The 22,407-nt window shown below is 66.1% G+C and carries 18 protein-coding genes; 8 read left to right on the top strand and 10 right to left on the bottom strand.

Annotation, left to right across the window (positions count from 1 at the left end; genetic code table 11):
* Positions 1 to 120: 120 nt before the first annotated feature.
* A complete protein-coding gene (locus D6B98_RS33920; protein ID WP_126261362.1) occupies positions 121 to 1,095 on the bottom strand; it encodes an NADPH:quinone oxidoreductase family protein in 975 nt (324 codons plus the stop codon).
* A 146-nt stretch (positions 1,096 to 1,241) separates the two neighbouring features.
* Between D6B98_RS33920 and D6B98_RS33915 the strand changes: the two genes are divergently transcribed.
* The 7 genes from D6B98_RS33915 (at position 1,242) to D6B98_RS33885 (ending at position 9,219) form a co-directional block, all read left to right on the top strand.
* Positions 1,242 to 2,081: an SDR family oxidoreductase gene (locus tag D6B98_RS33915; RefSeq protein WP_126261361.1), complete on the top strand. Its 840-nt coding sequence runs from the start codon at positions 1,242 to 1,244 to the stop codon at positions 2,079 to 2,081.
* A 107-nt stretch (positions 2,082 to 2,188) separates the two neighbouring features.
* Complete coding sequence (locus tag D6B98_RS33910) at positions 2,189 to 2,854, top strand: invasion associated locus B family protein (protein ID WP_126261360.1); 666 nt, start codon at positions 2,189 to 2,191, stop codon at positions 2,852 to 2,854.
* A gap of 195 nt (positions 2,855 to 3,049) precedes the next feature.
* Entirely contained in the window at positions 3,050 to 4,252 is a 1,203-nt protein-coding gene (rlmN, locus tag D6B98_RS33905) for a dual-specificity RNA methyltransferase RlmN (protein ID WP_126261359.1), read from the top strand.
* Positions 4,253 to 4,386: 134 nt separating this feature from the next.
* Positions 4,387 to 4,881, top strand: a complete 495-nt coding sequence (locus D6B98_RS33900; protein WP_126261358.1) for a hypothetical protein — start codon at positions 4,387 to 4,389, stop codon at positions 4,879 to 4,881.
* Between the two features lie 156 nt (positions 4,882 to 5,037).
* Entirely contained in the window at positions 5,038 to 5,814 is a 777-nt protein-coding gene (locus tag D6B98_RS33895; RefSeq protein ID WP_126261357.1) for a phosphatase PAP2 family protein, read from the top strand.
* A 94-nt stretch (positions 5,815 to 5,908) separates the two neighbouring features.
* Entirely contained in the window at positions 5,909 to 7,246 is a 1,338-nt protein-coding gene (gene argG, locus D6B98_RS33890) for an argininosuccinate synthase (RefSeq protein WP_126261356.1), read from the top strand.
* A gap of 215 nt (positions 7,247 to 7,461) precedes the next feature.
* Positions 7,462 to 9,219, top strand: coding sequence for an alkaline phosphatase (locus D6B98_RS33885; protein WP_126261355.1), 1,758 nt, complete (start codon positions 7,462 to 7,464; stop codon positions 9,217 to 9,219).
* Positions 9,220 to 9,228: 9 nt separating this feature from the next.
* Here D6B98_RS33885 and D6B98_RS33880 read toward each other — a convergent pair whose 3' ends face one another.
* Positions 9,229 to 9,849: a TetR/AcrR family transcriptional regulator gene (locus D6B98_RS33880; RefSeq protein WP_126261354.1), complete on the bottom strand. Its 621-nt coding sequence runs from the start codon at positions 9,847 to 9,849 to the stop codon at positions 9,229 to 9,231.
* Positions 9,850 to 10,080: 231 nt separating this feature from the next.
* Between D6B98_RS33880 and D6B98_RS33875 the strand changes: the two genes are divergently transcribed.
* Complete coding sequence (locus tag D6B98_RS33875) at positions 10,081 to 11,037, top strand: homocysteine S-methyltransferase family protein (protein ID WP_126261353.1); 957 nt, start codon at positions 10,081 to 10,083, stop codon at positions 11,035 to 11,037.
* A gap of 53 nt (positions 11,038 to 11,090) precedes the next feature.
* Here D6B98_RS33875 and D6B98_RS33870 read toward each other — a convergent pair whose 3' ends face one another.
* The 8 genes from D6B98_RS33870 to sdhA form a co-directional block, all read right to left on the bottom strand.
* On the bottom strand, positions 11,091 to 13,343 hold the full coding sequence (locus D6B98_RS33870) for an OmpA family protein (RefSeq protein ID WP_126261352.1): 2,253 nt from the start codon (positions 13,341 to 13,343) through the stop codon (positions 11,091 to 11,093).
* 184 nt (positions 13,344 to 13,527) lie between these two features.
* Entirely contained in the window at positions 13,528 to 13,770 is a 243-nt protein-coding gene (locus D6B98_RS33865) for a hypothetical protein (protein WP_164719049.1), read from the bottom strand.
* Positions 13,771 to 13,853: 83 nt separating this feature from the next.
* Positions 13,854 to 14,240 carry a VOC family protein gene (locus tag D6B98_RS33860; protein WP_126261350.1) on the bottom strand — a complete coding sequence of 129 codons (387 nt, stop codon included), beginning with the start codon at positions 14,238 to 14,240 and terminating at the stop codon, positions 13,854 to 13,856.
* A 24-nt stretch (positions 14,241 to 14,264) separates the two neighbouring features.
* Positions 14,265 to 15,089 carry an FkbM family methyltransferase gene (locus tag D6B98_RS33855; protein ID WP_164719048.1) on the bottom strand — a complete coding sequence of 275 codons (825 nt, stop codon included), beginning with the start codon at positions 15,087 to 15,089 and terminating at the stop codon, positions 14,265 to 14,267.
* A 228-nt stretch (positions 15,090 to 15,317) separates the two neighbouring features.
* On the bottom strand, positions 15,318 to 17,273 hold the full coding sequence (locus D6B98_RS33850) for an ABC transporter ATP-binding protein/permease (protein WP_126261348.1): 1,956 nt from the start codon (positions 17,271 to 17,273) through the stop codon (positions 15,318 to 15,320).
* A 52-nt stretch (positions 17,274 to 17,325) separates the two neighbouring features.
* Positions 17,326 to 19,491 carry a hybrid sensor histidine kinase/response regulator family protein gene (locus D6B98_RS33845; RefSeq protein WP_126261347.1) on the bottom strand — a complete coding sequence of 722 codons (2,166 nt, stop codon included), beginning with the start codon at positions 19,489 to 19,491 and terminating at the stop codon, positions 17,326 to 17,328.
* Between the two features lie 189 nt (positions 19,492 to 19,680).
* The gene (locus D6B98_RS33840; RefSeq protein ID WP_126261346.1) at positions 19,681 to 20,463 is read right to left on the bottom strand and encodes a succinate dehydrogenase iron-sulfur subunit; all 783 of its coding nucleotides are present in this window, start codon (positions 20,461 to 20,463) and stop codon (positions 19,681 to 19,683) included.
* 107 nt (positions 20,464 to 20,570) lie between these two features.
* Positions 20,571 to 22,406 carry a succinate dehydrogenase flavoprotein subunit gene (gene sdhA / locus D6B98_RS33835; RefSeq protein WP_126261345.1) on the bottom strand — a complete coding sequence of 612 codons (1,836 nt, stop codon included), beginning with the start codon at positions 22,404 to 22,406 and terminating at the stop codon, positions 20,571 to 20,573.
* Between the last annotated feature and the right edge of the window lies 1 nt (position 22,407).

The following is a 22,407-nucleotide window of genomic DNA, read 5'->3' as shown; positions in this document are numbered from 1 at the left end:
TTTGATGTGTCAGCTATGTCTCCGAACACCCGTCAGTGATCTGTCCGGGCTAAACACTTCGCGGGCGATGACAGTTGGGTTTGTGGCGATGGCGTCGCGACACCATTCGCCACGACATCCTCACGGATGCAGGATCACCTTGCCCATGGCCTGGCGTCCCGCCAGCACTTTCAACGCGTCCGCGGTCTGTGCCAGCGGGAAGGTGCGATCGACATGCGATGAAATCTTTCCTTCCGCCGTCCACTTCACGAGCTTCTCGAGGTTGGCGCGGTTCTTGGCCGGGTTGAGCCGGGTCCAGGCGCCCCAGAACACGCCGCGGATGTCGCAGCCCTTCAGCAGCGCGAGATTCAGCGGCATCTTCGGAATGTCGCCGGCGGCAAAGCCGATGACGAGGAAGCGGCCTTCCCACGCGATCGAGCGCAGCGCCTGCTCGGCGTAAGCACCGCCGACCGGATCGAAGATGATGTCGACGCCCTTGCCGCCCGTGAGCTTGCGCAGGCCTTCCTTCAGATCTTCCTTGGCGTAATTCAGCGTCAGCTCGGCGCCATGCGCCTTGGCGAATTCGAGCTTCTCGTCCGACGAGGCGCAGGCGATCACCTTCAATCCCATCAGCTTGCCGAGCTCGCAGGCGGCAAGGCCGGTGCCGCCGGCCGCACCCAGCACCGCGAGCGTCTCGCCCGGCTTCGGGCTGGCGCGATCCTCCAGCGCATGCAGCGCGGTGCCGTAGATGATGATGATGCCGGCCGCGCGGTCGTAATCGAGATTGTCGGGAATCTTCACGATGGATGCCGCCGGCAGCGCGATCTTCTCGCGTGCGCCGTTGTGGCCGCAGGAGGCGACGACGCGATCGCCGACTTTCAGATCGGTGACGCCAGCGCCGACGCTCTCGATCACGCCCGCGACTTCCGCGGCCGGCGAGAACGGGAACGGCGGCTTGATCTGGTATTTGCCCTGAATCATCAGGATGTCGAAGAAGTTCAGCGCCGCGGCCTTGATCGCGATCACCGCTTCGCCGGGGCCCGCCACCGGATCCGGCACCTCAGCGAGCACGAGATCGTCGGGCTGACAATATTGCGAGCAGAGGATGGCTTTCATGGCGGCACCTGAGGGCGTTTCGAGTGGAATTATAGTTGGCACGTTTCTGCCGGATTTAGCGCGGCCGGACAATCCGGATTCTTTGTCTCAGACAGCTCGAAGTCCTATCCTCGCAGGACTGCGTGAAAACAGCGAGGATTCAAACGATGTTTGAAACAGGCCTGCTCAGGGACAAGCGCGTCCTCGTCACCGGCGGCGGCTCGGGCCTTGGCGCCGCGATGGGACGACGTTTCCTCACGCTTGGCGCCGAGCTCGTCATTTGCGGCCGCAAGCTCGACCGGCTGGACGCAACAGCGCACCGGATGCGGGAAGACATTGGCGGCACGGTCACGACGATCGCCTGCGACATCCGCGACGGTGGCGCGGTCGATGACATGATGGATCGGATCTGGCGCGAGGCGCCGCTCGATATCCTCGTCAACAACGCTGCCGCGACGTTCATCGCGCAGAGCGAGCATCTGTCGTTCCGCGCGGCCGATGCGATCCTGGCGCCGACGCTGCATGGCGCGATGTATTGCACGCTCGCGGCCGGCAGGCGCTGGATCGAGGCCAGGCATCGCGGGGTCGTGCTCTCGATTCTCTCGACCTCGACCATCACCGGCCGGGCCTTCACCGTGCCGTCGGCGATGGCGAAGTCGGCGCTGCTGGCGATGACCAAAAGTCTTGCCGTGGAATGGGGGCCGAAAGGCATCCGCACCGTCGCCATCGCGCCGGGTCCGTTCCCGACCGCGGGCGCGTCGGGGCAGCTCCGCCCCGAAGGCCGAGACGAGGGCTGGACTGCACGCAATCCGCTGGGCCGCACCGGAGAGCACGGCGAGCTTGCCGATCTCGCCAGCTTCCTGGTCTCGGACCGTGCTGCCTACATCAACGGCGAGATGGTCGTCATCGACGGTGGCGCGCATTTGCGCAGTTCCGGCGCCGAGGATTTGCTCGGCTGGACCGAGGCGCAATGGGCCGCCCAGCGCGCCGCGCGATCCAAAGGCTGATACCGCTAACTGCCTTCCCAAATTGGACTTTCCCGGCTATCCCTGCCCCGGGGACAAAGCGCGGCCGGGCCATCTTCCAGTCACAATATTGAGGGAACCACTCCAGCATGTGGCGGGTGCTGATTTTAGCTTTGATGACTGGCGTGGCGGCCGGGGGAATCGCTGTTTCTGCGCGGGCGCAGACGGCGCAACCGGCGCCCAAGTCTGCGCCAAATCCAAAAGAGGCACCGAAATCGGCGGCGCCAACGGCCCCTACGAATGGGAAGTCGGCTGCAAAGCCCGAGAGCAAACCGGCGGCCCCGACCGCTGCAGTTGCAGGTGGCGCGGAGCCGACCCTGATCGGTCAGTTCGGCACCTGGGGAGCCTATTCGGCGACGCCCAACGGCAAGAAGGTCTGCTTCGCGCTGGCCAAGCCGTCGTCGTCGAGGACCAATCCGCCGAATCGGCCGCGCGATCCCGCCTATGCCTTCGTCTCGACCCGGCCGGCCGAGAAAGTGAACAACGAGGTCTCGGTGATGATCGGCTATGCACTGAAGCCGGGCTCGGAATCGACGGCGGAGGTTGGCGGCGCTGCTTACGCGATGTACACGCAGGGCGACGGCCTCTGGATCAAGAACGCGGCCGAGGAGGAGCGGATGGTCGAGGCCATGCGCAAATCCGCCGAGCTCGTGGTCAAGGGTGTCTCGGCCAAGGGCACCGAGACGACCGACACGTTCTCGCTGAAGGGCCTCGCCCAGGCACTCGATAAGATCGCGCAGGATTGCAAGCGGTAAGGGCGCAGGCGTTAAGGCTGCCGGCGATGAGGTCGCAATCGGCCGGTCCGGTTGCTATATAGGGACGGTTCCAGATTTTCGGTCGTCATGGCATGACCCGGCCATCCACGCGCAACCGCGATTGACGAAAGACGTGGATGCCCGGGTCAAGCCCGGGCATGACGAACTCAAACAGCAGTAATCCCAGGTCCATCAATGCAACCGACGACCGAGCCGCACAACGCAATCCTGGTGGAGAAGACGCCACTCGAAACCTATGTGCCGCCGGCAAAGCCGTCGCTGATCGGCCTGTCGCGCACCGAGCTTGCCGATCGCCTCGGCGAGATCGGCGTCGCGCCGGCGCAGCGCAAGATGCGGGTGCAGCAGCTGTGGCACTGGCTCTATTTTCGCGGCGCCCAAAGCTTCGATGACATGACCTCGATCTCGAAGGGCATCCGTGCCGAGCTCGCGCAGCATTTCACGGTCGACCGGCCCGAGGTCGTGGCCGAGCAGATCTCCAACGACGGCACCCGCAAATGGCTGCTCCGTCTGCCGAGCGGCGACAATGTCCAGAAGGCGCATGAAGTCGAGTGCGTCTACATCCCCGAGACCGATCGCGGCACGCTGTGCGTCTCCTCGCAGGTCGGCTGCACCTTGAATTGCTCGTTCTGCCACACCGGCACGCAGCGCCTGGTGCGCAATCTCACCGCCGGCGAGATCGTCGGGCAGGTGATGGTCGCGCGCGACCGCCTGAACGACTGGGCTGATCGCGAGGACGGCACGCGCCGCGTCACCAACATCGTGATGATGGGCATGGGCGAGCCGCTCTACAATTTCGACGCGGTACGCGACGCGCTTCTCATCGTCGGCGACAACGAAGGCATCGGCATATCCCGCCGCCGCATCACGCTGTCGACCTCTGGCGTTGTGCCGAACATCGTGCGCGCCGGCGAGGAGATCGGCGTCATGCTCGCGATCTCGCTGCATGCGGTACGCGACGAGCTGCGCAACGAGCTGGTGCCGCTCAACCGCAAATATCCGATCAAGGAGCTGCTGCAGGCCTGCCGCGACTATCCCGGCGCCTCCAACGCGCGCCGCATCACCTTCGAATATGTGATGCTCAAGGGAGTCAACGATTCGCTGGATGATGCGAAGCTGCTGGTGAAGATGCTCAAGGGCATTCACGCCAAGATCAATCTGATTCCGTTCAATCCCTGGCCCGGCACCGCCTATGAATGTTCGGACTGGGACCAGATCGAAAAATTCTCCGAATACATCTTCAACGCCGGCTATTCCTCGCCGGTGCGCACCCCGCGCGGCCGCGACATCCTTGCCGCCTGCGGCCAGCTCAAGTCGGAGACCGAGAAGCTCAGCGCCCGCGAGCGCCAGGCGCTGCGCGCCATGGCGATGACGGATTAGGTTGTTCATGCCGACGCTCTCGCATCCTCGTCATTGCGGGGAGCGTAGCGACGAAGCAATCCAGACTGTCTCCGCGGACGTATCTCTGATTGCTTCGCTTCGCTCGCAATGACGGCAACGATGGCTTTCTCCCCATGTCCCTGATCGGCCGCCTCGTCGTCATCTTCATCGGCTTTCTCGCCGCCTGCTTCGTCGGCGGCATGATCGTCGTCGTCGCGCTATTGTTTCCGGAATTCGCCGATCTCGGCGCCGGACCCGTCGATCAGGGCACGATCGACATCCTGCTTGGCTTCGGCTTCATCTTCGTCTCCGGCTTTGCGCTGGTGCCGGCGGCGGTGATCGTCGCGATTACCGAGGCGCTCTACATTCGCAGCGCGCTGGCCTACGCCGTCGGCGGCGGCCTCGTCGGGCTCGCCTGCTATCTCGGTCTCGTCCCGTTCCACTCCGACACGTTTCAGTTCGAGGGCATCGTGCGGCGTCACCTGGAGATCATGACCGGGGCGGGCATCGTCGCCGGAATCGTGTACTGGCTGATCGCCGGTCGCAATGCGGGCGCCTGGCGCATCCCGCCGCCTCCGCGCGAACCGCCACCGCCGTTGCCGTCGCATTCAAGGCCGGATGCGCGGTAGGTTGCTTCGTCATTCCGGGATGGTCCGAAGGGATCGCGAAGAGACCCTGAGGACCAGACCCGGAATCTCGAGATTCCGGGTTCGGTGCTGCGCACCGCCCCGGAATGACCACGGCAAGGGTTTTCATCGCCGTCCCACTCCGCTAAACCGCGCGCCATGAACCGGACCGGACTCTTCATCGCCCTGGCGCTGTGGCTCGTGATCGGCGTCGTTTTCGGTCTCTATCCAGAGCTCGATCTCAAGCTTGCGTCGCTGTTCTTCGATCCCCAGACGAAAACCTTTCCGCTCAAGCTGAACGGCTGGGCCAGCTTCGCGCGTGACGCTGCGATGTGGGTTGCCTGGGCCTTCGTGCTGCCGTCGCTGGTAGCGCTCGTGGTCAAGATGATCAGGCCGGACCGGCCGCTGATGGTGTCGGGGCGCGCGATCGTGTTCCTGCTGGCCACCATCATCCTGTCGGCCGGCATTCTCACCAACCTCACCTTCAAGACCTATTGGGGCCGGCCGCGCCCGGTGGTGGTGACCGAGTTCGCCGGCGACCAGCAATTCGTGCCGTGGTGGGATCCGCGCGGCGGCTGCGCCCGCAACTGCTCGTTCTTCTCGGGCGAAGGCGCGACCGCGTTCTGGACGCTGGCGCCGGCCGCGCTGGCGCCGCCGCCGTGGCGGCCGCTCGCCTATGCCGCCGCCGTGGTGTTCGGCGCCTTGACCAGCGCCCTGCGCATGGCCTTCGGCGGCCACTTCTTCACCGACGTCTCGATCGCCGGCCTCGTGACCTTCGTCGTGATCTGGTTCGCCTACGCGTTGATTTACCGCTGGCCGCGGACGCGGTTTTCCGACGAAGCGGTCGATGCCGCCCTGACCCGGTTGAACATGCCGGCCTACCGGCTCCGCCAGCGCCTGTTCGGCCGCAAGACCGGTCCCGAGCCGTCGGTTTGAGCCATTAAATGCGTGCCGATCCCTGCGAAATTTGTTATTCGCGCGGTCAAGTTCAAACCCTCCATCAGCCCCTTGAGACCCGATTGGAAGCCCCATGACCACGATCCTGAAAAGCCTGCCCAAGGGTGAGAAAGTCGGCATCGCTTTTTCGGGCGGCCTCGACACCTCTGCGGCGCTGCTCTGGATGAAGCAGAAGGGCGCGCGCTGCTACGCCTACACCGCCAATCTCGGGCAGCCCGACGAGGCCGATTACAACGAGATCCCGCGCAAGGCGATGGAGTTCGGCGCCGAGAAGGCGCGCCTGGTCGATTGCCGCACGCAGCTCGTCCACGAGGGCATCGCCGCGATCCAGTCCGGCGCCTTCCATATCTCGACCGGCGGCATCACCTATTTCAACACCACGCCTCTGGGGCGCGCCGTCACCGGCACGATGCTGGTCGCGGCGATGAAGGAAGACGGCGTCAACATCTGGGGCGACGGCTCGACCTTCAAGGGCAACGACATCGAGCGATTCTACCGCTACGGCCTGCTCACCAATCCCGGCCTGAAGATCTACAAGCCCTGGCTCGACCAGCAGTTCATCGACGAGCTCGGCGGCCGCGCCGAGATGTCGGCGTTCATGACCGCCCAGGGCTTTGCCTACAAGATGAGCGCCGAGAAGGCCTATTCGACCGACAGCAATCTGCTCGGCGCCACGCACGAGGCCAAGGATCTGGAAAGCCTCGACAGCGGCATCAAGATCGTCAACCCGATCATGGGCGTGCCGTTCTGGCGCGACGATTGCGCGGTGAAGGCCGAGACGGTCGTGGTGCGTTTCGAGGAAGGCCAGCCCACGGCGCTGAACGGCCAGACCTTCTCCGATCCCGTCGCGCTGTTCCTCGAAGCCAACGCCATCGGTGGCCGGCACGGCCTCGGTATGAGCGACCAGATCGAGAACCGTATCATCGAGGCCAAGAGCCGCGGCATCTACGAGGCGCCGGGCATGGCGCTGCTGCACATCGCCTATGAGCGTCTCGTCACCGGCATCCACAACGAGGACACCATCGAGCAATACCGCATCAGCGGCATGCGCCTGGGACGCCTGCTCTATCAGGGCCGCTGGTTCGACTCGCAGGCTCTGATGCTGCGCGAGACCGCGCAACGCTGGGTCGCGCGCGCCGTCACCGGCGAGGTGACGCTGGAGCTGCGCCGCGGCAACGATTATTCGATCCTCAACACCGAAAGCCCGAACCTCACCTATGCGCCCGAAAGGCTGAGCATGGAGAAGGTCGAGGACGCCGCGTTCACCCCGGCCGACCGCATCGGCCAGCTCACCATGCGCAACCTCGACATCGCCGACACCCGCACCAAGCTCGGCCTCTATTCGAAGACCGGCCTGCTTTCGGGCAGCGAAGGCTCGCAGATCTTCCGGCTGGAGAGCGACAAGGGTTGAGGCTCTCACTGTCGTAGGGTAGGCAAAGTCGCAGGGTGGGCAAAGGCGCGTTAGCGCCGTGCCCACCATTCCTCCGTGACGGGGAAAGATCGTGGGCACGCTCCGCTTTGCCCACTAGCCCGAATGGAGCCAACGGCGACGAGCTTAATGAGGGTGTCATTCTCGATCGCTACGCTTCCCGTTCCTGTGGGAAACCAGATTACGGAGCATCGAGCATGGTCAGGGGATCGGCACTCGCCTCTCTCATCGTCCTCTGTTGGGCATCGTCATTGTCTGCGCAGACGATCTATCCGATCGATCGTGCCGAGATCCTGGCCGGAGCCAAATTCGACTTCAAGGTCGAGCTCCCCGGGCCGGTCGATCCCGCCAAATTGAAGGTGACGGTGAACGGCGCGGACTACGTGACCGCGTTCGGCCGTGCCGGAACCTTCATCGACCGCGAGGACGGCAAGGATCAGTCGGCCCTGATCCTGCGCGACGTCACGCTGGCCAGGCCGGGCAATGTCGTCGTCGACGTGAGCGACGGCATGGGCCAGCGCAGCGTCACATGGACGGTCTACGACACGGGTCCGCGCAAGGCGAAGAACGTCATCCTGTTCATCGGCGACGGCATGTCGCCGGCGCACCGGGTCGCCGCGCGGATCCTGTCCAAGGGTATTTCGGAAGGCAAGAGCCGCGGCAAGCTCGCCATCGACGACATGCCTCACATGGCGCTGGTGGCAACCGCCGGCTCGGACTCGATCATCACGGATTCCGCGAACTCGGCCAGCGCCTATGCGACCGGGCATAAGAGCGCCGTCAATGCCCTCGGCGTCTATGCCGACCGCAGCGCAAGCCCGCTCGACGATCCCAAGGTCGAAACCATCACCAGCCTCGCCAAAAGGCGGCTCGGCATGGCGATCGGTATCGTCACCAATACCGAGATCGAAGACGCGACGCCGGCGGCGATGGTCGCGCACACCCGCCGGCGCGCCGCCTATGACGACATCGTCGAGCAGTTCTTCGCGGCAAAGCCGGATGTGATGATGGGTGGCGGCAGCGCGAATTTCCTGCCGAAGTCGGCTGCCGGCTCCAAGCGCAAGGACGAAACCGACTATATCGCGAAGTTTCGCGATGCCGGCTATCAGGTGGCGACCACCGCGGGCGAGCTCAGCGCGTCTGCAGCAAGACAGGAGACCAGCAAGCTGCTCGGCCTGTTCGCCACCGGTAACATGGACGGTGTGCTCGACCGCAAATTCCTGAAGGGTGGCGGCGTCAAGAAATTCCCTGAGCAGCCTGATCTGACCGAGCAGGTGCAGGCGGCGTTGAAAATCCTCTCGAAGAACGAAGCCGGCTTCTTCCTGATGGTCGAATCCGGAATGATCGACAAATACGCGCATTTGCTCGACATGGAACGCGCCGTCTACGACACGATCATGCTCGACAACGCGGTGCGTCAGACGCGCGAATGGGCGCGCGCACGTGGCGACGACACCCTCATCCTGGTGTTGGCCGATCATAATCATCCCAACAGCCTCGTCGGCACGGTGAATGACGACATGGGCACAACGCCCAACGTGCCCTTGCGCGAGCGCGTCGGCGTCTATGAGCAGGCCGGATTTCCCAACTATCCGGCGCCGGATGCGGAAGGTTATCCTGCGCGCATCGACGTGAGCCGGCGGCTTGCCATTTTCTCCGCCAGTCTGCCGGATCACTACGAGACGTTCCGTCCGAAGCTAGACAATCCCAACGAGCCGACCGTCAAGGCCGGCGCCGACGGGACCTTCAAGGCCAACGACAAATACAAGGACGTCCCGGGCGCGGTCCTGCGTCCCGGCAATCTCTCGGCGATGATCGGCGCCAGCGTGCATTCGGGCGAGGACGTCATCCTGACCGCGACCGGACCGGGCAGCGAGCGCGTGCATGGCTCGATGGACAATACCGACGTGTTCCGCGTCATGGCCGACGCGTTGGGATTGGCTGCGGGGCAATGATGCTTCGGTTCACGAGGAGGGAGGCGGCGTGAAGACCAGCTTCACACAGCTGCGGAACAGCAGGATTTGCCGCTCCAGCCGCTTGGGGTCGTTGAGCGTCTTCGACATGATGATCGCACCGTCGACCACGCACGAGATCATCTCGGCGAGATCGTCGAGATCGATCGGCTCGCGGGGCGGATAGACCGCGGCGATGCCGTCGAGAATCTCGCGGAAGTGCGCATTCCAGGCCCGGACCGATTGCGCGGTCAGGTCGCGGACCTCGCGGTCGAACAAGCGCTCCTGATAGCAGATGCTGGCGATCAGGCAGCCGGGATGGCCGTTCGGCAGGTCGGCCATGACTTCGGCGAGCAGTTTCAGCGAGATCAGGAACGCCTGCAGCGGGTCGTCCGAGAGCTCACGCCCCCGCCTGAAGATCTCGTCGAACAGGCGGTCGTTGGTCTCCACGTAGCGGCGCAGCATCTCCCGTGCGAGGGCGTTCTTGTCCCTGAAGTGATAGAAGAAACCGCTCTTGGTCAGGCCGGCCTCGGCAATGACCTCCTCGATCGAGGTCGCGCCGAAGCCCTTTGCGAGCACCGCCGCTTCCGCGATCTCGAGAATGCGCTCGCGCGTCGCTTCGCCCTTTCCCATCGATCTCTCCAAAACCGTACCGGCAGTGCGGAATTTACCGCCTACGGCCGACGACCACTCCGAATGGATCATGCAAGCCTTTGATTTGTCTCTGCTTGCGGGTGGAAGTTCAGCCGCACCACGGGGCTTCTAGAGCGGCGCGACATTATGCGGCACCAAATGCCCAGACCGAACACGGGCATCGCGCGACCGAATGAACAGAGCGGGCCCGTCCAAATGATGGAGCGATCAATGGCCAGATACAGACATGATCTGCCGCAGCACCGCGGCGGCATTTTCCTGACCGACGGCGGCATGGAAACCACCCTGATCTTCCATGAGGGGCTGGAGCTGCCCCACTTCGCGGCATTCGTGCTGCTCGACAGCACGGCTGGGCGCGCGCATTTGAAACGCTACTACGAAGCTTATCTCCGCATCGCGCGGCAGCATGGGCTCGGCTTCGTGCTCGACACTCCGACCTGGCGCGCCAACCCGGATTGGGGTGCCAAGCTCGGCTATGATGCGGCCGGTCTCGATGCAATCAACATGCGCGCCGTCCGCTTCCTCGGCGAATTGCGCGACACATGGGAGTCACCGGGCATGCCGTGCGTCATCAATGGCGCGATCGGCCCGCGAGGCGACGGCTACAAGGCCGGCAACATGGACGCGGCGGAGGCGCAAGCCTACCACTCGGGCCAGATCGCGGCCTTCGCCGAGGCAGGCGCCGACATGGTGACTGCCTTCACGCTGAACAGCATCAACGAAGCCATCGGCGTAGTGCGTGCAGCCAAGAGGCAGGACATTCCGGCCGCGATTTCCTTCACGGTCGAGACCGATGGCCGCCTTGTCAGGGGAGAGTCGCTGCGCGAGGCGATCGAAGCAGTCGACGACGCAACCGAATGTGCCTGCGAATACTTCCTGATCAATTGCGCGCACCCGAGCCATTTCGAGACTGCACTCGCGACCGGCGAGGCGTGGGTCCAGCGCATCCACGGCATCAGGGCCAATGCGTCGGCCAAGAGCCATGCCGAGCTTGACGAGTCGGAGGCCCTCGACAGCGGCGATCCCGTCGATCTCGGCCGCCGCTACCTCTCGCTCAGGCGCGCATTCCCCGGCATGCGCATTCTCGGCGGCTGTTGCGGCACTGATCACCGGCACGTTGCCGCGGTCTGCGAGGCCTGCCTGCCCTCAGAAGCGATGACGGCGTGATATGAAAGAAATGGCCGGGATCGCTCCCGGCCATTTTGCATTTGTGGCTGCCGTTACCGCGGCGGCGCGGTGCCGGGCGGGGGCGGCGGCAGCGAGGCCTGGCCGCCGTTGAGCAGCGGCGTGATGTTGCGGATGGTGACGCGACGGTTGATCGCGCTCGGCCCCTGTGTCTGCTCCTTCAGGTACTGCTCGCCGTAACCCTGCGACGTCAAGTTCTCGGCGGGCACACCGAACTGCTGCGTCAGCAGTTCGGCCGCGGACTGCGCACGACGATCCGACAATGACAGATTGTCGACCTCGTTGCCGACCGCGTCGGTGTGGCCCTCGATCAGGAAGACCTCGCGCGGATTGCGCTGGATCGCCTGGTTGAGCCCGTCGGCGATCACCTGCAGCCGGGCCGCCTGGTCCGGCGGGATGGTCCACGATCCCGTCTCGAAGATGATCGTGTTGACGTCAATGCTCGGCATCTGCATGCGAACATTCGGGCTGTAGCGGATCTCGTCGAGCGAATAGCGCCGATCGATCCGCTGCACCGGCGGTGCCACCATGGTCTGGTAGATGACGTCCGGTGACGCCTCCTGGGCGTCGACGATGTAGCGATCGTAGGGGATGTTCACGACAGGGGGCGGCACGTCGACATAGAACCCGCCGACTGCCCGCGGATCGCGGTAGGTGTTGTCGATGATGATGAGCTCGTGCCCGCGGGGATCCCTGCGGATGCGCCGCATCAGCCGACCATCGGCGCCGACGATGGTGATGATCTCGCTGCCGTCAGGACGAACCACGACCGTGCGGGTTTCGCCGCCGACCGTGTCGGTGCGGATGTCGCGGGCGCCGTAGCGGAAGCGATAGAGATCGTTGCCGCGGACATAGGCCTGCCCGCCCGGATCGCGGATGATGATGCGGTCCGGCTCGGTGTAGACGGTGCGGCCGCCTTCGATGGTCTCGCGTCGCTGGTTGTGGAGGTCGGCGATGGTGGCGCCGATCACGGCGCCGGCCACCACGCCTGCACCGATCGCGAGCGGCGTCAGGTCACGCTGCGGCGGACGCGGCGCCGGCGGCAACGGCGCTGAGACCGTTGGCGCGGCCCGGAAGGCCGGTGCAACCGTCGGCGGTCTGTATTGTGCCCTGTCCGGCGGCGGCGCTGCGGCCGCCGAACCGGGGACGACCGATGGCGCTGCGACGCCGGCGGGAGGCGCCGGCGGCCGCGGCGGAGCACCAGCCTGCGGTGCTGCGGGCGGAGTGCCGGCAGCCGGCGCACCAGCAGGAGGTGTTGCGCCTTGTTGGCCGGGGGCCGGTGCCGCAGTCGGGGCCGGGGTCGCGCCGGGCGCAGGTGTTGGTGCTGCACCTGGACGTCCGGGCGGGGGCGTCGGCGTAGCACCAGGAGCCGGGGTCGCTGTCGGACTGGGCGTGGCACCGGGAGCCGGTGCTCCTGCCGGAGGAGGCGCGCCTGGACGACCGGGCGGCGGGGTGCCGGGGCGGCCAGCCGGCGGTGCGCCTGGCGTGCTGCCCGGAGCCGGCGTTGCGGTCGGCGCAGGAGGCGTCGTAGGCGCCGGTGTCGCAGTCGGTGCGGGTGTCGTCGTGGGTGCGGGTGTGGCGGTCGGCGCCGGCGCTCCCGGTCGTGCGGGCGGCGCCGCCGGTGCGGGAGAAGGTGTCGCCGTAGGTGCCGGCGCAGGGCGGCCCTGAGGAGCTGCTGCGGGAGGCGGAGCCGGGGGAGTCGGAGCGGGGCGTGCGCCGGACGGTGCCGGAGGCGGCGGCGTGGGCGCATGCTGCTGCGGAGCCGCAGCCGGCGGCGGTGAAGGCTGTTTCGGTGCGGCAGCAGGCGGCGGTGGCGGCGGGGGAGCCGGCCGTGCCGCAGGCGGCGGTGTCGGGGCTCGCTGCTGTGGGGCCGCGGCCGGGGGCGGTGACGGCTGCTTCGGTGCGGCAGCAGGCGGCGGGGGTGGTGGTGGCGGTGCCGGACGGGCCGCAGGCGGCGGGGGTGGCGGCGGCGGGGCCGGACGGGCCGCAGGTGGCGGGGGAGGCGGTGGTGGCGCGGCCGGGCGCTGCGGTGCGGCCGCGGGCGGCGGCGCAGCGGGCGGAGGTGCGGCCGCGGGCGGCGGTGCGGCGGGCCGCGCGGGCGCGGCAGGCGGCGCCGCTGCTGGCGGTCCCTTCGGCGGCTGCTTCGGTTTTCCGTCAGGGCCCGTGTCTTGCGGCTGGGCCTGCGCGACCACGAGCGGCGGCGCACTTTGCGCTTGCGATGCAGAGCCTGCGAATTGCATCGCGGTCAGAGCCGTCGTGGCAAGCAGCACGAAACGAAGATTGGTCATGGTGGTGAACTTCCCCGGAAGGTTCTTTGACGAAGTGTGTTGATGAACGGCTACGCGTTAGGCCGGATTGTGGCGGGCGAAGCGGTCGCGGCCCGATTTATTTCTGCACGGAAATCGACTCACTATGATGACGTTCATTGCGCATTCAGACGCAGCTTGCAATCGCCACGCATGCGATCTCGCCTCACGCGCGATCCTGCGCTGAGCTTGCATCCGTCGCAGGATTGGGCGTGAGCGGGCCGTTCGGTCCGCGCGATGGAATCTCTTCGGGCATGCGGCCGGGCAATTCGTCGGGCCGCGGGGATTCGCCGGGCTCGCGCACCGGCGGCGTGATTTCGGGTTGCGGATTGCCGGGCGGAATTCCCGGCGGCGGCTCGGTCGGCGTGCCGGGTGTCGACGGTGGAATCTCGGGCGGTTCGATCGGCATCGGCATCATCGAGATAGTTGTCCGGAGAAAGACAACGATAATGCCGCGCCGATGTTCCCTATCGCATCGCGCAGGGGTCTGCCTTATCCCGGCGCGTGGCAGACGGCCTCGATGTTGTGACCATCAGGGTCGAGCACGAAGGCGCCATAATAGTTCGGGTGGTAGTGCGGTCGGATGCCGGGCGGGCCATTGTCGCGTCCGCCGGCTGCGATCGCCGCCTTGTAGAAGGCATCGACCGTGGCGCGGTCTTCAGCACGAATGGCGATATGCACGGGCTTGTTCATGGCGCCTTCCGCGCCGAACCAGAAGTCCGGCTTGCCGTCGGCGCCGAAGCCTGCGGCCGCAGCGTGTCCGGTCTGCTCGGCGGTCACTTCCATGATCAGGCCGTAGCCGAGCGGCGCCAGCGCCTTGGTGTAGAAGGTTTTCGCGCGCTCGTAGTCGGAGACCGAGAATCCCAGGTGATCAATCATCGTCATTCTCCCAGTTCGTCGTCTTCAGCGTGACAGGAACGTATTGCTTCGTGTCTTACGCACGATCGTAAAGCCGCGTGCGACCATGTCGGCGATACAATCCTGCTGCCACTCGTTCTGTGACAGGTGCTCGATCACCACCGCGCGCGGCCACAGCGACGGCGGCGCGTCGCGGAAGAAGCCGATCAGCACGCGATCTTCAAAACCCTCGACGTCGATCTTGAGCGAATCGATCTGGGTGACGCCGGCCTCGTCGAGGATGCGCGTCAGCCGCAGCGACGGCACCTTGATCGCGTCGGTGCCGGCGGTGCCGGTGACGACGTGGGTGGCGCCGAGATTGCCGCCGCCGCTCTCGATCATCAGCTCGCCGTCGCTGTCGCCGGCCGCGGCCTGCACCAGGCGCACCTGCGCAGCTTTCGACGCGGCTTGATTGAAGGAGAGCCGTCCAAACGTCAGCGGATGCGGCTCGATCGCGATCACCTTGCCGGCGCTGCCGACCTGTTGCGCCATCACCAGCGCGAACGTGCCGACATTGGCGCCGACATCGACGAACACGCCGCCCGGACGGGTGTGCTGGCGCAGGAAGTCGAGCTCGTCGAGATTGTAATCGGGATTGAACAATGCGCCGCGCTCGGTCGCGCTGCCCTGGTGATAGAGCCGGAACGAGGCGCCCTGATATTGCACGTCGACGGGGCCGCTCCGCAGCAGGTTCACCAGCCGCGACATCCACGGGCGGAATGCGCCGCGCTTCAGCCCCGATTGCGTCGCGAGGCGAATGATCGCGGCCTGCGCCGCGTTCGGCGCAAACGCGCCGAACGGCGCGGACGAAGGGGCATTGTCAGTCGTCAAGCAGCAGATCCTCATTGCAGGCGGCGCATGCATAGCCGGTTTTGAGGAGGACTCCAACGCTCCATCACAGGTGTCGTCCCGGGGCGCGAAGCGGACCCATAACCACAGGAAGGCGTGGGACGCGAGACGCCCACTCCGAGTCTTCGTCAAACTTGCCCCTGTGGGTATGGATCCCGGATCTGCGCTCCGCTTCGCTGCGCTTGTCCGGGACGACGGAGAGAACGTCTGCTACGCCGCCTTCTTCTTCGGCGCCTTCCGCTGCCGCAGGAATCGCCCGAGCAGCCGGCGCTTGCCCTTGCGCGGGATCAGGTCGATGTCGCTGACCAGCTTGGCGCCGCCCTTGCGGCGCTCCAGCACGATCTTGCGGCTGTGGAAGGCCTCGAGCTCCGCGCGATGCGCGACGCTGACGATGGTCGCCTTCGGCAGCTCGTCGGTGACCAGCTTCATCATCGTTTCCTGGCTCTTTTCGTCGAGCGCCGAGGTCGCCTCGTCGAGCACGATGATGTCGGGGCTGTGCAGCAGGAGCCGCGCGAAGGCGAGGCGCTGCTTCTCGCCGCCCGACAGCGTCTGGTCCCAGGGACCTTCCTCCTCGATCTTCTCCTTGAGATGATCGAGCCCGACCTTGTGCAGGGCTTCGCCGATCTCGTCCACGGTCCAGTGATCGGCGGCGCCGGGATAGGCGACGGCGCGGCGCAGCGACCCCGAGGGCACGTAAGGCCGCTGCGGCAGCATGAACAGCCGCCGGTCGGGGTGAAAGTTCACGCTGCCGCCGCCCCAGGGCCAGAGGCCGGCGATGGCACGCACCAGCGTGCTCTTGCCGGTGCCGGATTCGCCGGCGACCAAGAGCCGCTCGCCGGGCTCGATCACCACTTCGGTCTCGCCGACCACCGCGGTGCCGTCATCGAGCGTGACCGAGAGATCCTTCATCTCCAGCATGGCGTCGTTGCGAGTCTCGCCGCGCTTGATGCGGCCAAGACCATCGCCCTGCTCGGCGCGCTCCAGGCCGTCGAGCGACATCATCAGCGAGGCGATGCGGCGCGCGCAGGCATTCCAGTCGGCGAGCCGCGGATAATTGTCGACCAGCCAGCCGAACGCGCTCTGCACGATGGTGAAGGCGGAGGCCGCCTGCATCACCTGTCCCAGCGTCATGCTGCCGTCGAGGAATTTCGGCGCGCAGAGCAGGAGAGGGACCACGGGCGCAACGAGGCTCGAGCCCTGCGACACCAGCGTGGTGCGCATGTGCTGGCCTGCGAGCCGGGCCCATTGCCGGATCACGCTGCTGAAGTTGCGGTCGATGCCGTCGCGCTCCTCCTCCTCGCCGCCGAGCAGCGCGATGCTCTCGCCGTTCTCGCGCACGCGCGTCAGCGTGTAGCGGAAATCGGCTTCGGCCTGGTTCTTGTCCTCGGACACCTGCACGAAGCTGCGGCCGATCACCAGGATGGAGCTCGAGGCGATTGCGGCATAGAGCATCGCGGCGATCACGAGGAAGCCCGGAATGGTGATGCTCGTGCCGCCGAGCGTGACGGTGAGCGCGCCGCCGATGGTCCAGAGCACGACGATGAAGGTCGCCGCCGACAGCAGCGCCGAGGTGACGCCGGCCAGGAAATCGACCGGCGAATCGGTCGCGACGCGCAAATCCTCCGCGATCCGGTATTCGGGGTTTTTGTGATCGCCGCCGACGAGATTGAGCTGGTAGTAACGTCCGCTGGCGAGCCACCGCGTCAGCACGCTCGCCGTCAGCCAGGCCCGCCAGCGCCGCTGAATGCCCATCCGCGCGAACACCTGCGCCACGCCGAGCACGATGCTGCCGATCGCGAGCGGAATGAACATCGCGGTGAGATGGAAGACGCTGGCCGCATCGCGCTTTTCGATCGCATCGAAGATCGCGCGGTTCCAGACATTGATGCCGTACTGGAAGCAGACGGTGAGAATGATCAAGAGGCCGAGGCCGATCGAGAACGGCCAGGCGAGGCGGTCGCCGCTGCGTCCCCAGAAGCCGCGCGCGCTGATCCAGAACCGCGTCAGCAGATAATCCTTGCGGGCCTGCTCGGCCTCCTCGGGCGAAAGCTCCGGATCGGGCTCGAGCAGCTCCGGCGGTGGCGGTTCGATCTCGGCGCCGTTCTCGCCCTTGATCCCGACGATCGGCGGCTGGTGCTGTTCGCGCTTGGCGGCCGGCTTGTCCATGCGCGGACAACGCGAGAGAAATCAACCGGTTCCCTCGGGTTCCCGGAGCGGTCTATTCGGCGGCACCGTCCCTGACGCGCCGGATCCGGGCTGCGCGATGCAGAATGCGCGACAATTCCTCGATCGAATAGGGTTTTTGCACCAGATCGAAGCCGGTCACGCCCTCTTGTGACAGGGCCTGGCTGTAGCCCGTGGTCAGCACGACCGGCACGTCGATGCCGCGGTCGCAGATGGCCTGCGCCAGATCGAGCCCCGTCATCCCCGGCATCACCACGTCGGAGAACACGACGTCGAAGCGGTCGGCGTCCAGGACGAGCTCCGCGAGGGCGTCGGTCGCATTGTCGACCAGCGTGATGCTGTAGCCGAGCTCGGTGAGGCCATCTGCGGCGAAATTGGCAAGCTCGATATTGTCCTCGACCACCAGCACCGACATGCCGCTGCCGGCCACGGCCGGCGCGGTATTGGGCGCCTGCCGCTGCGGCAGCAGCTCCGGCGGCACGCGCGGCAGATAGAGCGAGAAGGTGCTGCCGCGCCCCACCTCGCTCGTGACCGTCACCTCGCCGCCGGATTGCCGGGCGAAGCCGAACACCTGGGACAGGCCGAGGCCGGTGCCGTGGCCGACCTGCTTGGTGGTGAAGAACGGCTCGAAGATGCGTCCCAATCGGGCGGCGGGAATACCGATGCCGGTGTCGCTGACGGTGACGCTGACGAAGCCATGGTTGGCCGAGCTCTGGCTGCCCAAATTCTGGCCGCCCGCGCCCGCCAGCGTATCCGGAACTGTGGTCGCGGGCTCGACCTTGAAGGTGATCCTGCCCTTGCCCTGCATGGCGTCGCGCGCATTGGTTGCCATGTTGATCAGCGCCGTCTCGAACTGGCCGGCATCGGCACGGACGAGGCAGGGCTCGGCGGGCAGGCGCATGGCGATCTCGATGGCCGGTCCGAGCAGGGGCGCAAGCATGTCGCGCAGCGACTGCATCCGTTCGCCGACGTCGAACACCTCCGGCTTCAGGGTCTGACGCCGCGCAAAGGCGAGCAGCTGCGAGGTCAGCTTGGCCGCGCGGCCCACGGCGTCCGCAATGGCCGTGATGTAGCGCTGGCGCCGCTCCTCCGTCAGTTGCGGCCGGTTCAACAGGTCGACGGAAGCGCGGATCACCGTCAGCAGATTGTTGAAATCGTGCGCGACGCCGCCGGTGAGCTGTCCGAGCGCCTCCAGGCGCTGGCTATGCTTGAGCGCCTCCTCGGCCTCGCGCCGCTTGGCGGCTTCGGCCTGAATCTGCTGGGTACGCCGCAACGCCAGCGCCAGCAGCAGAAACAGCAGCGCGGTGGCGGGAAGGCCGAACACCAGATGCTGGCCTATCGTGGCCAGCCAGCGCGCGCGGATCGCCGAGGTCTCGAGCCCGGCGCTGACATAGATCGGATATTCCGCGACGCGTCGGTAGCCGATCCGGCGCTCGATCCCGTCCGACGGCCAGGCGATGGTGATGAGGCCGTGCTCGGGGCGCGCCGCGATCTGGCGGCCGACCGGTCCGGTCGGATCGAGCCTGATGTCGCGGTCGAGCCGCGGAAAATGCGTGAGCATCGCGCCATCGGTGCGGCCCATCGCGAAGAAGCTGCCGGGATCCGATCCGATGCGGGCGTAGAAGCTCTCGAAATATTCGGGGAGGACCGAGGCCTGGATCACCCCGATGAAGCGGCCGTCGTCGGAATCGCGGCGGCGGCTCATTCCGAAGAAGCGCGCGCCCTGGTAGGGCGGACGCGGCGTCAAGGCGGTGCCAATGAATGTGCCGATGGCTTGGTCGACATGGGCGTAGAAATAGTCGCGGTCCGCAAAGCTCAGCTCCGGCGGCGGCGAGACGAGGCTGTTGACCAGCGCCTTTCCGTCCGCGTCGAAGATCCAGGCCGATTTCAGCTGTGGCAGCGAATCGGTCAGCCGCTTCAGGCGGCGGTGCAGCGCCGGCTCGCGCGCGCGGATGGTATCGTCGGACAGGCCGCGGACCACCTCGTTGAGCTCGGCCAGGCTGCGATCGATGGTCTCGAACACCTTGAGCGCGTGCTCATGCGCGACGTCGAGCGTGCGCTCGATCTCCCGGTCGGCGATGTCCCTGGTCGAGGTGTAGGAGATCGTGGCCGCGATCGCGAACAGCGCAACCGGCAGCGCCAGGGATGCCGCCATCATCCACTGCAACAGCCTCAGCGAGTTGCGTTGCGCCCTCTGCACAGTCGCTCCGTCCCTGACGGCAGCTTAACTGAATCTCGCGCGAGGAAGGAAGCAGCTTGTGCGGGAACCGCAGGTTGTGATCAGAAAAATTTGCACGCCCCGCGGGCCGGAGAAAATTCTACTCGAATTGACCGCGATCTCGGAACGTCCCGGCCGGTCCGGCCGGCACGCGAAGCATGAACGTCGTCTTCAGACCTGGCGCTCGACCATCTTGAGCTTGAGCTCGGCGATGGCTTCGGCGGGGTTGAGTCCCTTCGGGCAGGCCTTGGCGCAGTTCATGATGGTGTGGCAGCGATAGAGCCGGAACGGATCCTCGAGATTGTCGAGCCGCTCGCCGGTCGCTTCATCGCGCGAATCGGACACCCAGCGGTTGGCCTGGAGCAGCGCGGCGGGGCCGAGATAGCGTTCGCTGTTCCACCAATAGCTCGGGCACGAGGTCGAGCAGCAGGCGCAGAGGATGCATTCGTAGAGGCCGTCGAGCTTCTCGCGGTCCTCGTGGCTCTGGCGCCATTCCTTCTGCGGCGTCGGCGAGGTCGTCTTCAGCCACGGCTCGACCGAGGCGTATTGCGCGTAGAAATTGGTGAGGTCGGGGACGAGGTCCTTCACCACCGGCTGATGCGGCAGCGGATTGATCTTCACCGCGCCGTCCTTCACGTCGTGCATCGAGCGGGTGCAGGCCAGCGTGTTCTGGCCGTCGATGTTCATGGCGCAGGAGCCGCAGACGCCTTCGCGGCAGGAGCGGCGGAAGGTCAGCGACGGGTCGATGTGGTTCTTGATCCAGATCAGGCCGTCCAGCACCATCGGGCCGCAATCGTTGGTGTCGACGTAATAGGTGTCGACGCTCGGATTCTTGCCGTCGTCCGGATTCCAGCGATAGACCCGGAATTCGCGCAGCTCGGTCGCGCCCGGGGGCTTCGGCCAGGTCTTGCCGCCGGAAATCTTGGAGTTCTTCGGAAGTGCGAATTCAACCATTGCTCTAACCTTTCGTCATTCCGGGGCGGTGCGCAGCATCGAGCCCGGAATCTCGAGATTCCGGGTCTGGTCCTTCGGACCATCCCGGAATGACGGCTAATGTTCGCTCAGTACACGCGCGCCTTCGGCGGGATGTACTGCACGTCGTTGGTCATGGTGTAGTCGTGGACCGGGCGGTAGTCGATCTTGACCTTGCCGGCATCGTCGAGCCAGGCCAGGGTGTGCTTCATCCAGTTCTTGTCGTCGCGTTCGGAGAAGTCCTCGCGGGCATGCGCGCCGCGGCTCTCGGTGCGGTTGGCGGCCGAGTTCATCGTCACCACCGCCTGCACGATCAGGTTGTCGAACTCCAGCGTCTCGACGAGGTCGGAATTCCACACCAGCGAGCGGTCGGACACGGCGATGTCGGTGATGCCGCTGTGGACCTTCGCGATCAGGTTCTGGCCTTCGCTCAGCACCTCGCCGGTGCGGAACACCGCGCAATTGTTCTGCATCACGTGCTGCATGCCTTCACGCAGCTTTGCGGTCGGGGTGCCGCCGGAGGCGTAGCGGTAATGATCGAGGCGGCTGAGCGCCTTTTCCGCCGAGTTCGCCGGCAGTTCCGGTTGCTCGGCGTTGGGCGTCAGCTTCTCGGCGCAGCGTAGCGCCGCGGCGCGGCCGAACACGACGAGGTCGATCAGCGAGTTGGAGCCGAGCCGGTTGGCGCCATGCACGGAGACGCAGGCAGCTTCGCCCAACGCCATCAGGCCGGGAACCACGGCATTGTCGTCGCCGTCCCTCTTGGTCAGCACTTCGCCGTGGTAGTTGGTGGGAATGCCGCCCATGTTGTAGTGCGTGGTCGGCACGATCGGGATCGGCTCGCGCGTCACGTCGACATTGGCGAAGATTTTTGCGGACTCGGAGATGCCGGGCAGCCGCTCGGCCAGCACCGCGGGATCGAGATGGTCGAGATGCAGGAAGATGTGGTCCTTCTTCTTGCCGACGCCGCGCCCCTCGCGGATCTCGATGGTCATCGCGCGCGAGACGACGTCGCGCGAGGCGAGGTCCTTGGCCGACGGCGCATAGCGCTCCATGAAGCGCTCGCCCTCGGAATTGACGAGGTAGCCGCCTTCGCCGCGCGCGCCCTCGGTGACGAGGCAGCCCGCGCCGTAGATGCCGGTCGGGTGGAACTGGACGAACTCCATGTCCTGGAGCGGCAGGCCGGCACGCAGCACCATGCCGCCACCGTCGCCGGTGCAGGTATGGGCCGAGGTGCAGGAGGCGTAGACGCGGCCATAGCCGCCGGTCGCCAGGATCGTGGTCTGGGCGCGGAAGCGATGCAGCGTGCCGTCGTCGAGCTTGAGCGCGATCACGCCGCGGCAGGCGCCCTGGTCGTCCATGATCAGGTCGATGGCGAAGAACTCGATGAAGAACTCGGCCGCGTGGCGCAGCGACTGGCCGTACATCGTGTGCAGCATGGCGTGGCCGGTACGGTCGGCGGCGGCGCAGGTGCGCTGCGCCTGACCCTTGCCGAAGTCCATGGTCATGCCGCCGAACGGGCGCTGATAGATCTTGCCGTCTTCGGTGCGCGAGAACGGCACGCCCCAATGCTCGAGCTCGTAGACCGCCGCGGGCGCGTTGCGCACCATGTATTCGATCGCGTCCTGGTCCCCCAGCCAGTCCGACCCCTTCACGGTGTCGTACATGTGCCAGCGCCAGTCGTCCTTGTGCATGTTGCCGAGCGAGGCGGAGATGCCGCCCTGCGCCGCGACGGTGTGCGAGCGGGTCGGGAACACCTTGGTGATGCAGGCCGTGCGCAGGCCAGCCTCGCTGCAGCCGACGACGGCGCGCAGGCCCGCGCCGCCGGCGCCGACCACGACGACGTCGTAGGTGTGGTCTTCGATCGGATAGGCTTTGCCGTTGGTGGCGGGAGCGCCGTTGCCCGAGCCATTCGTTGTGGTGGCCATG

The sequence above is a fragment of the Bradyrhizobium sp. LVM 105 genome (assembly GCF_003957705.1).
Classification (GTDB): domain Bacteria; phylum Pseudomonadota; class Alphaproteobacteria; order Rhizobiales; family Xanthobacteraceae; genus Bradyrhizobium; species Bradyrhizobium frederickii.
This window is presented reverse-complemented; position numbering and strand designations above follow the sequence as displayed.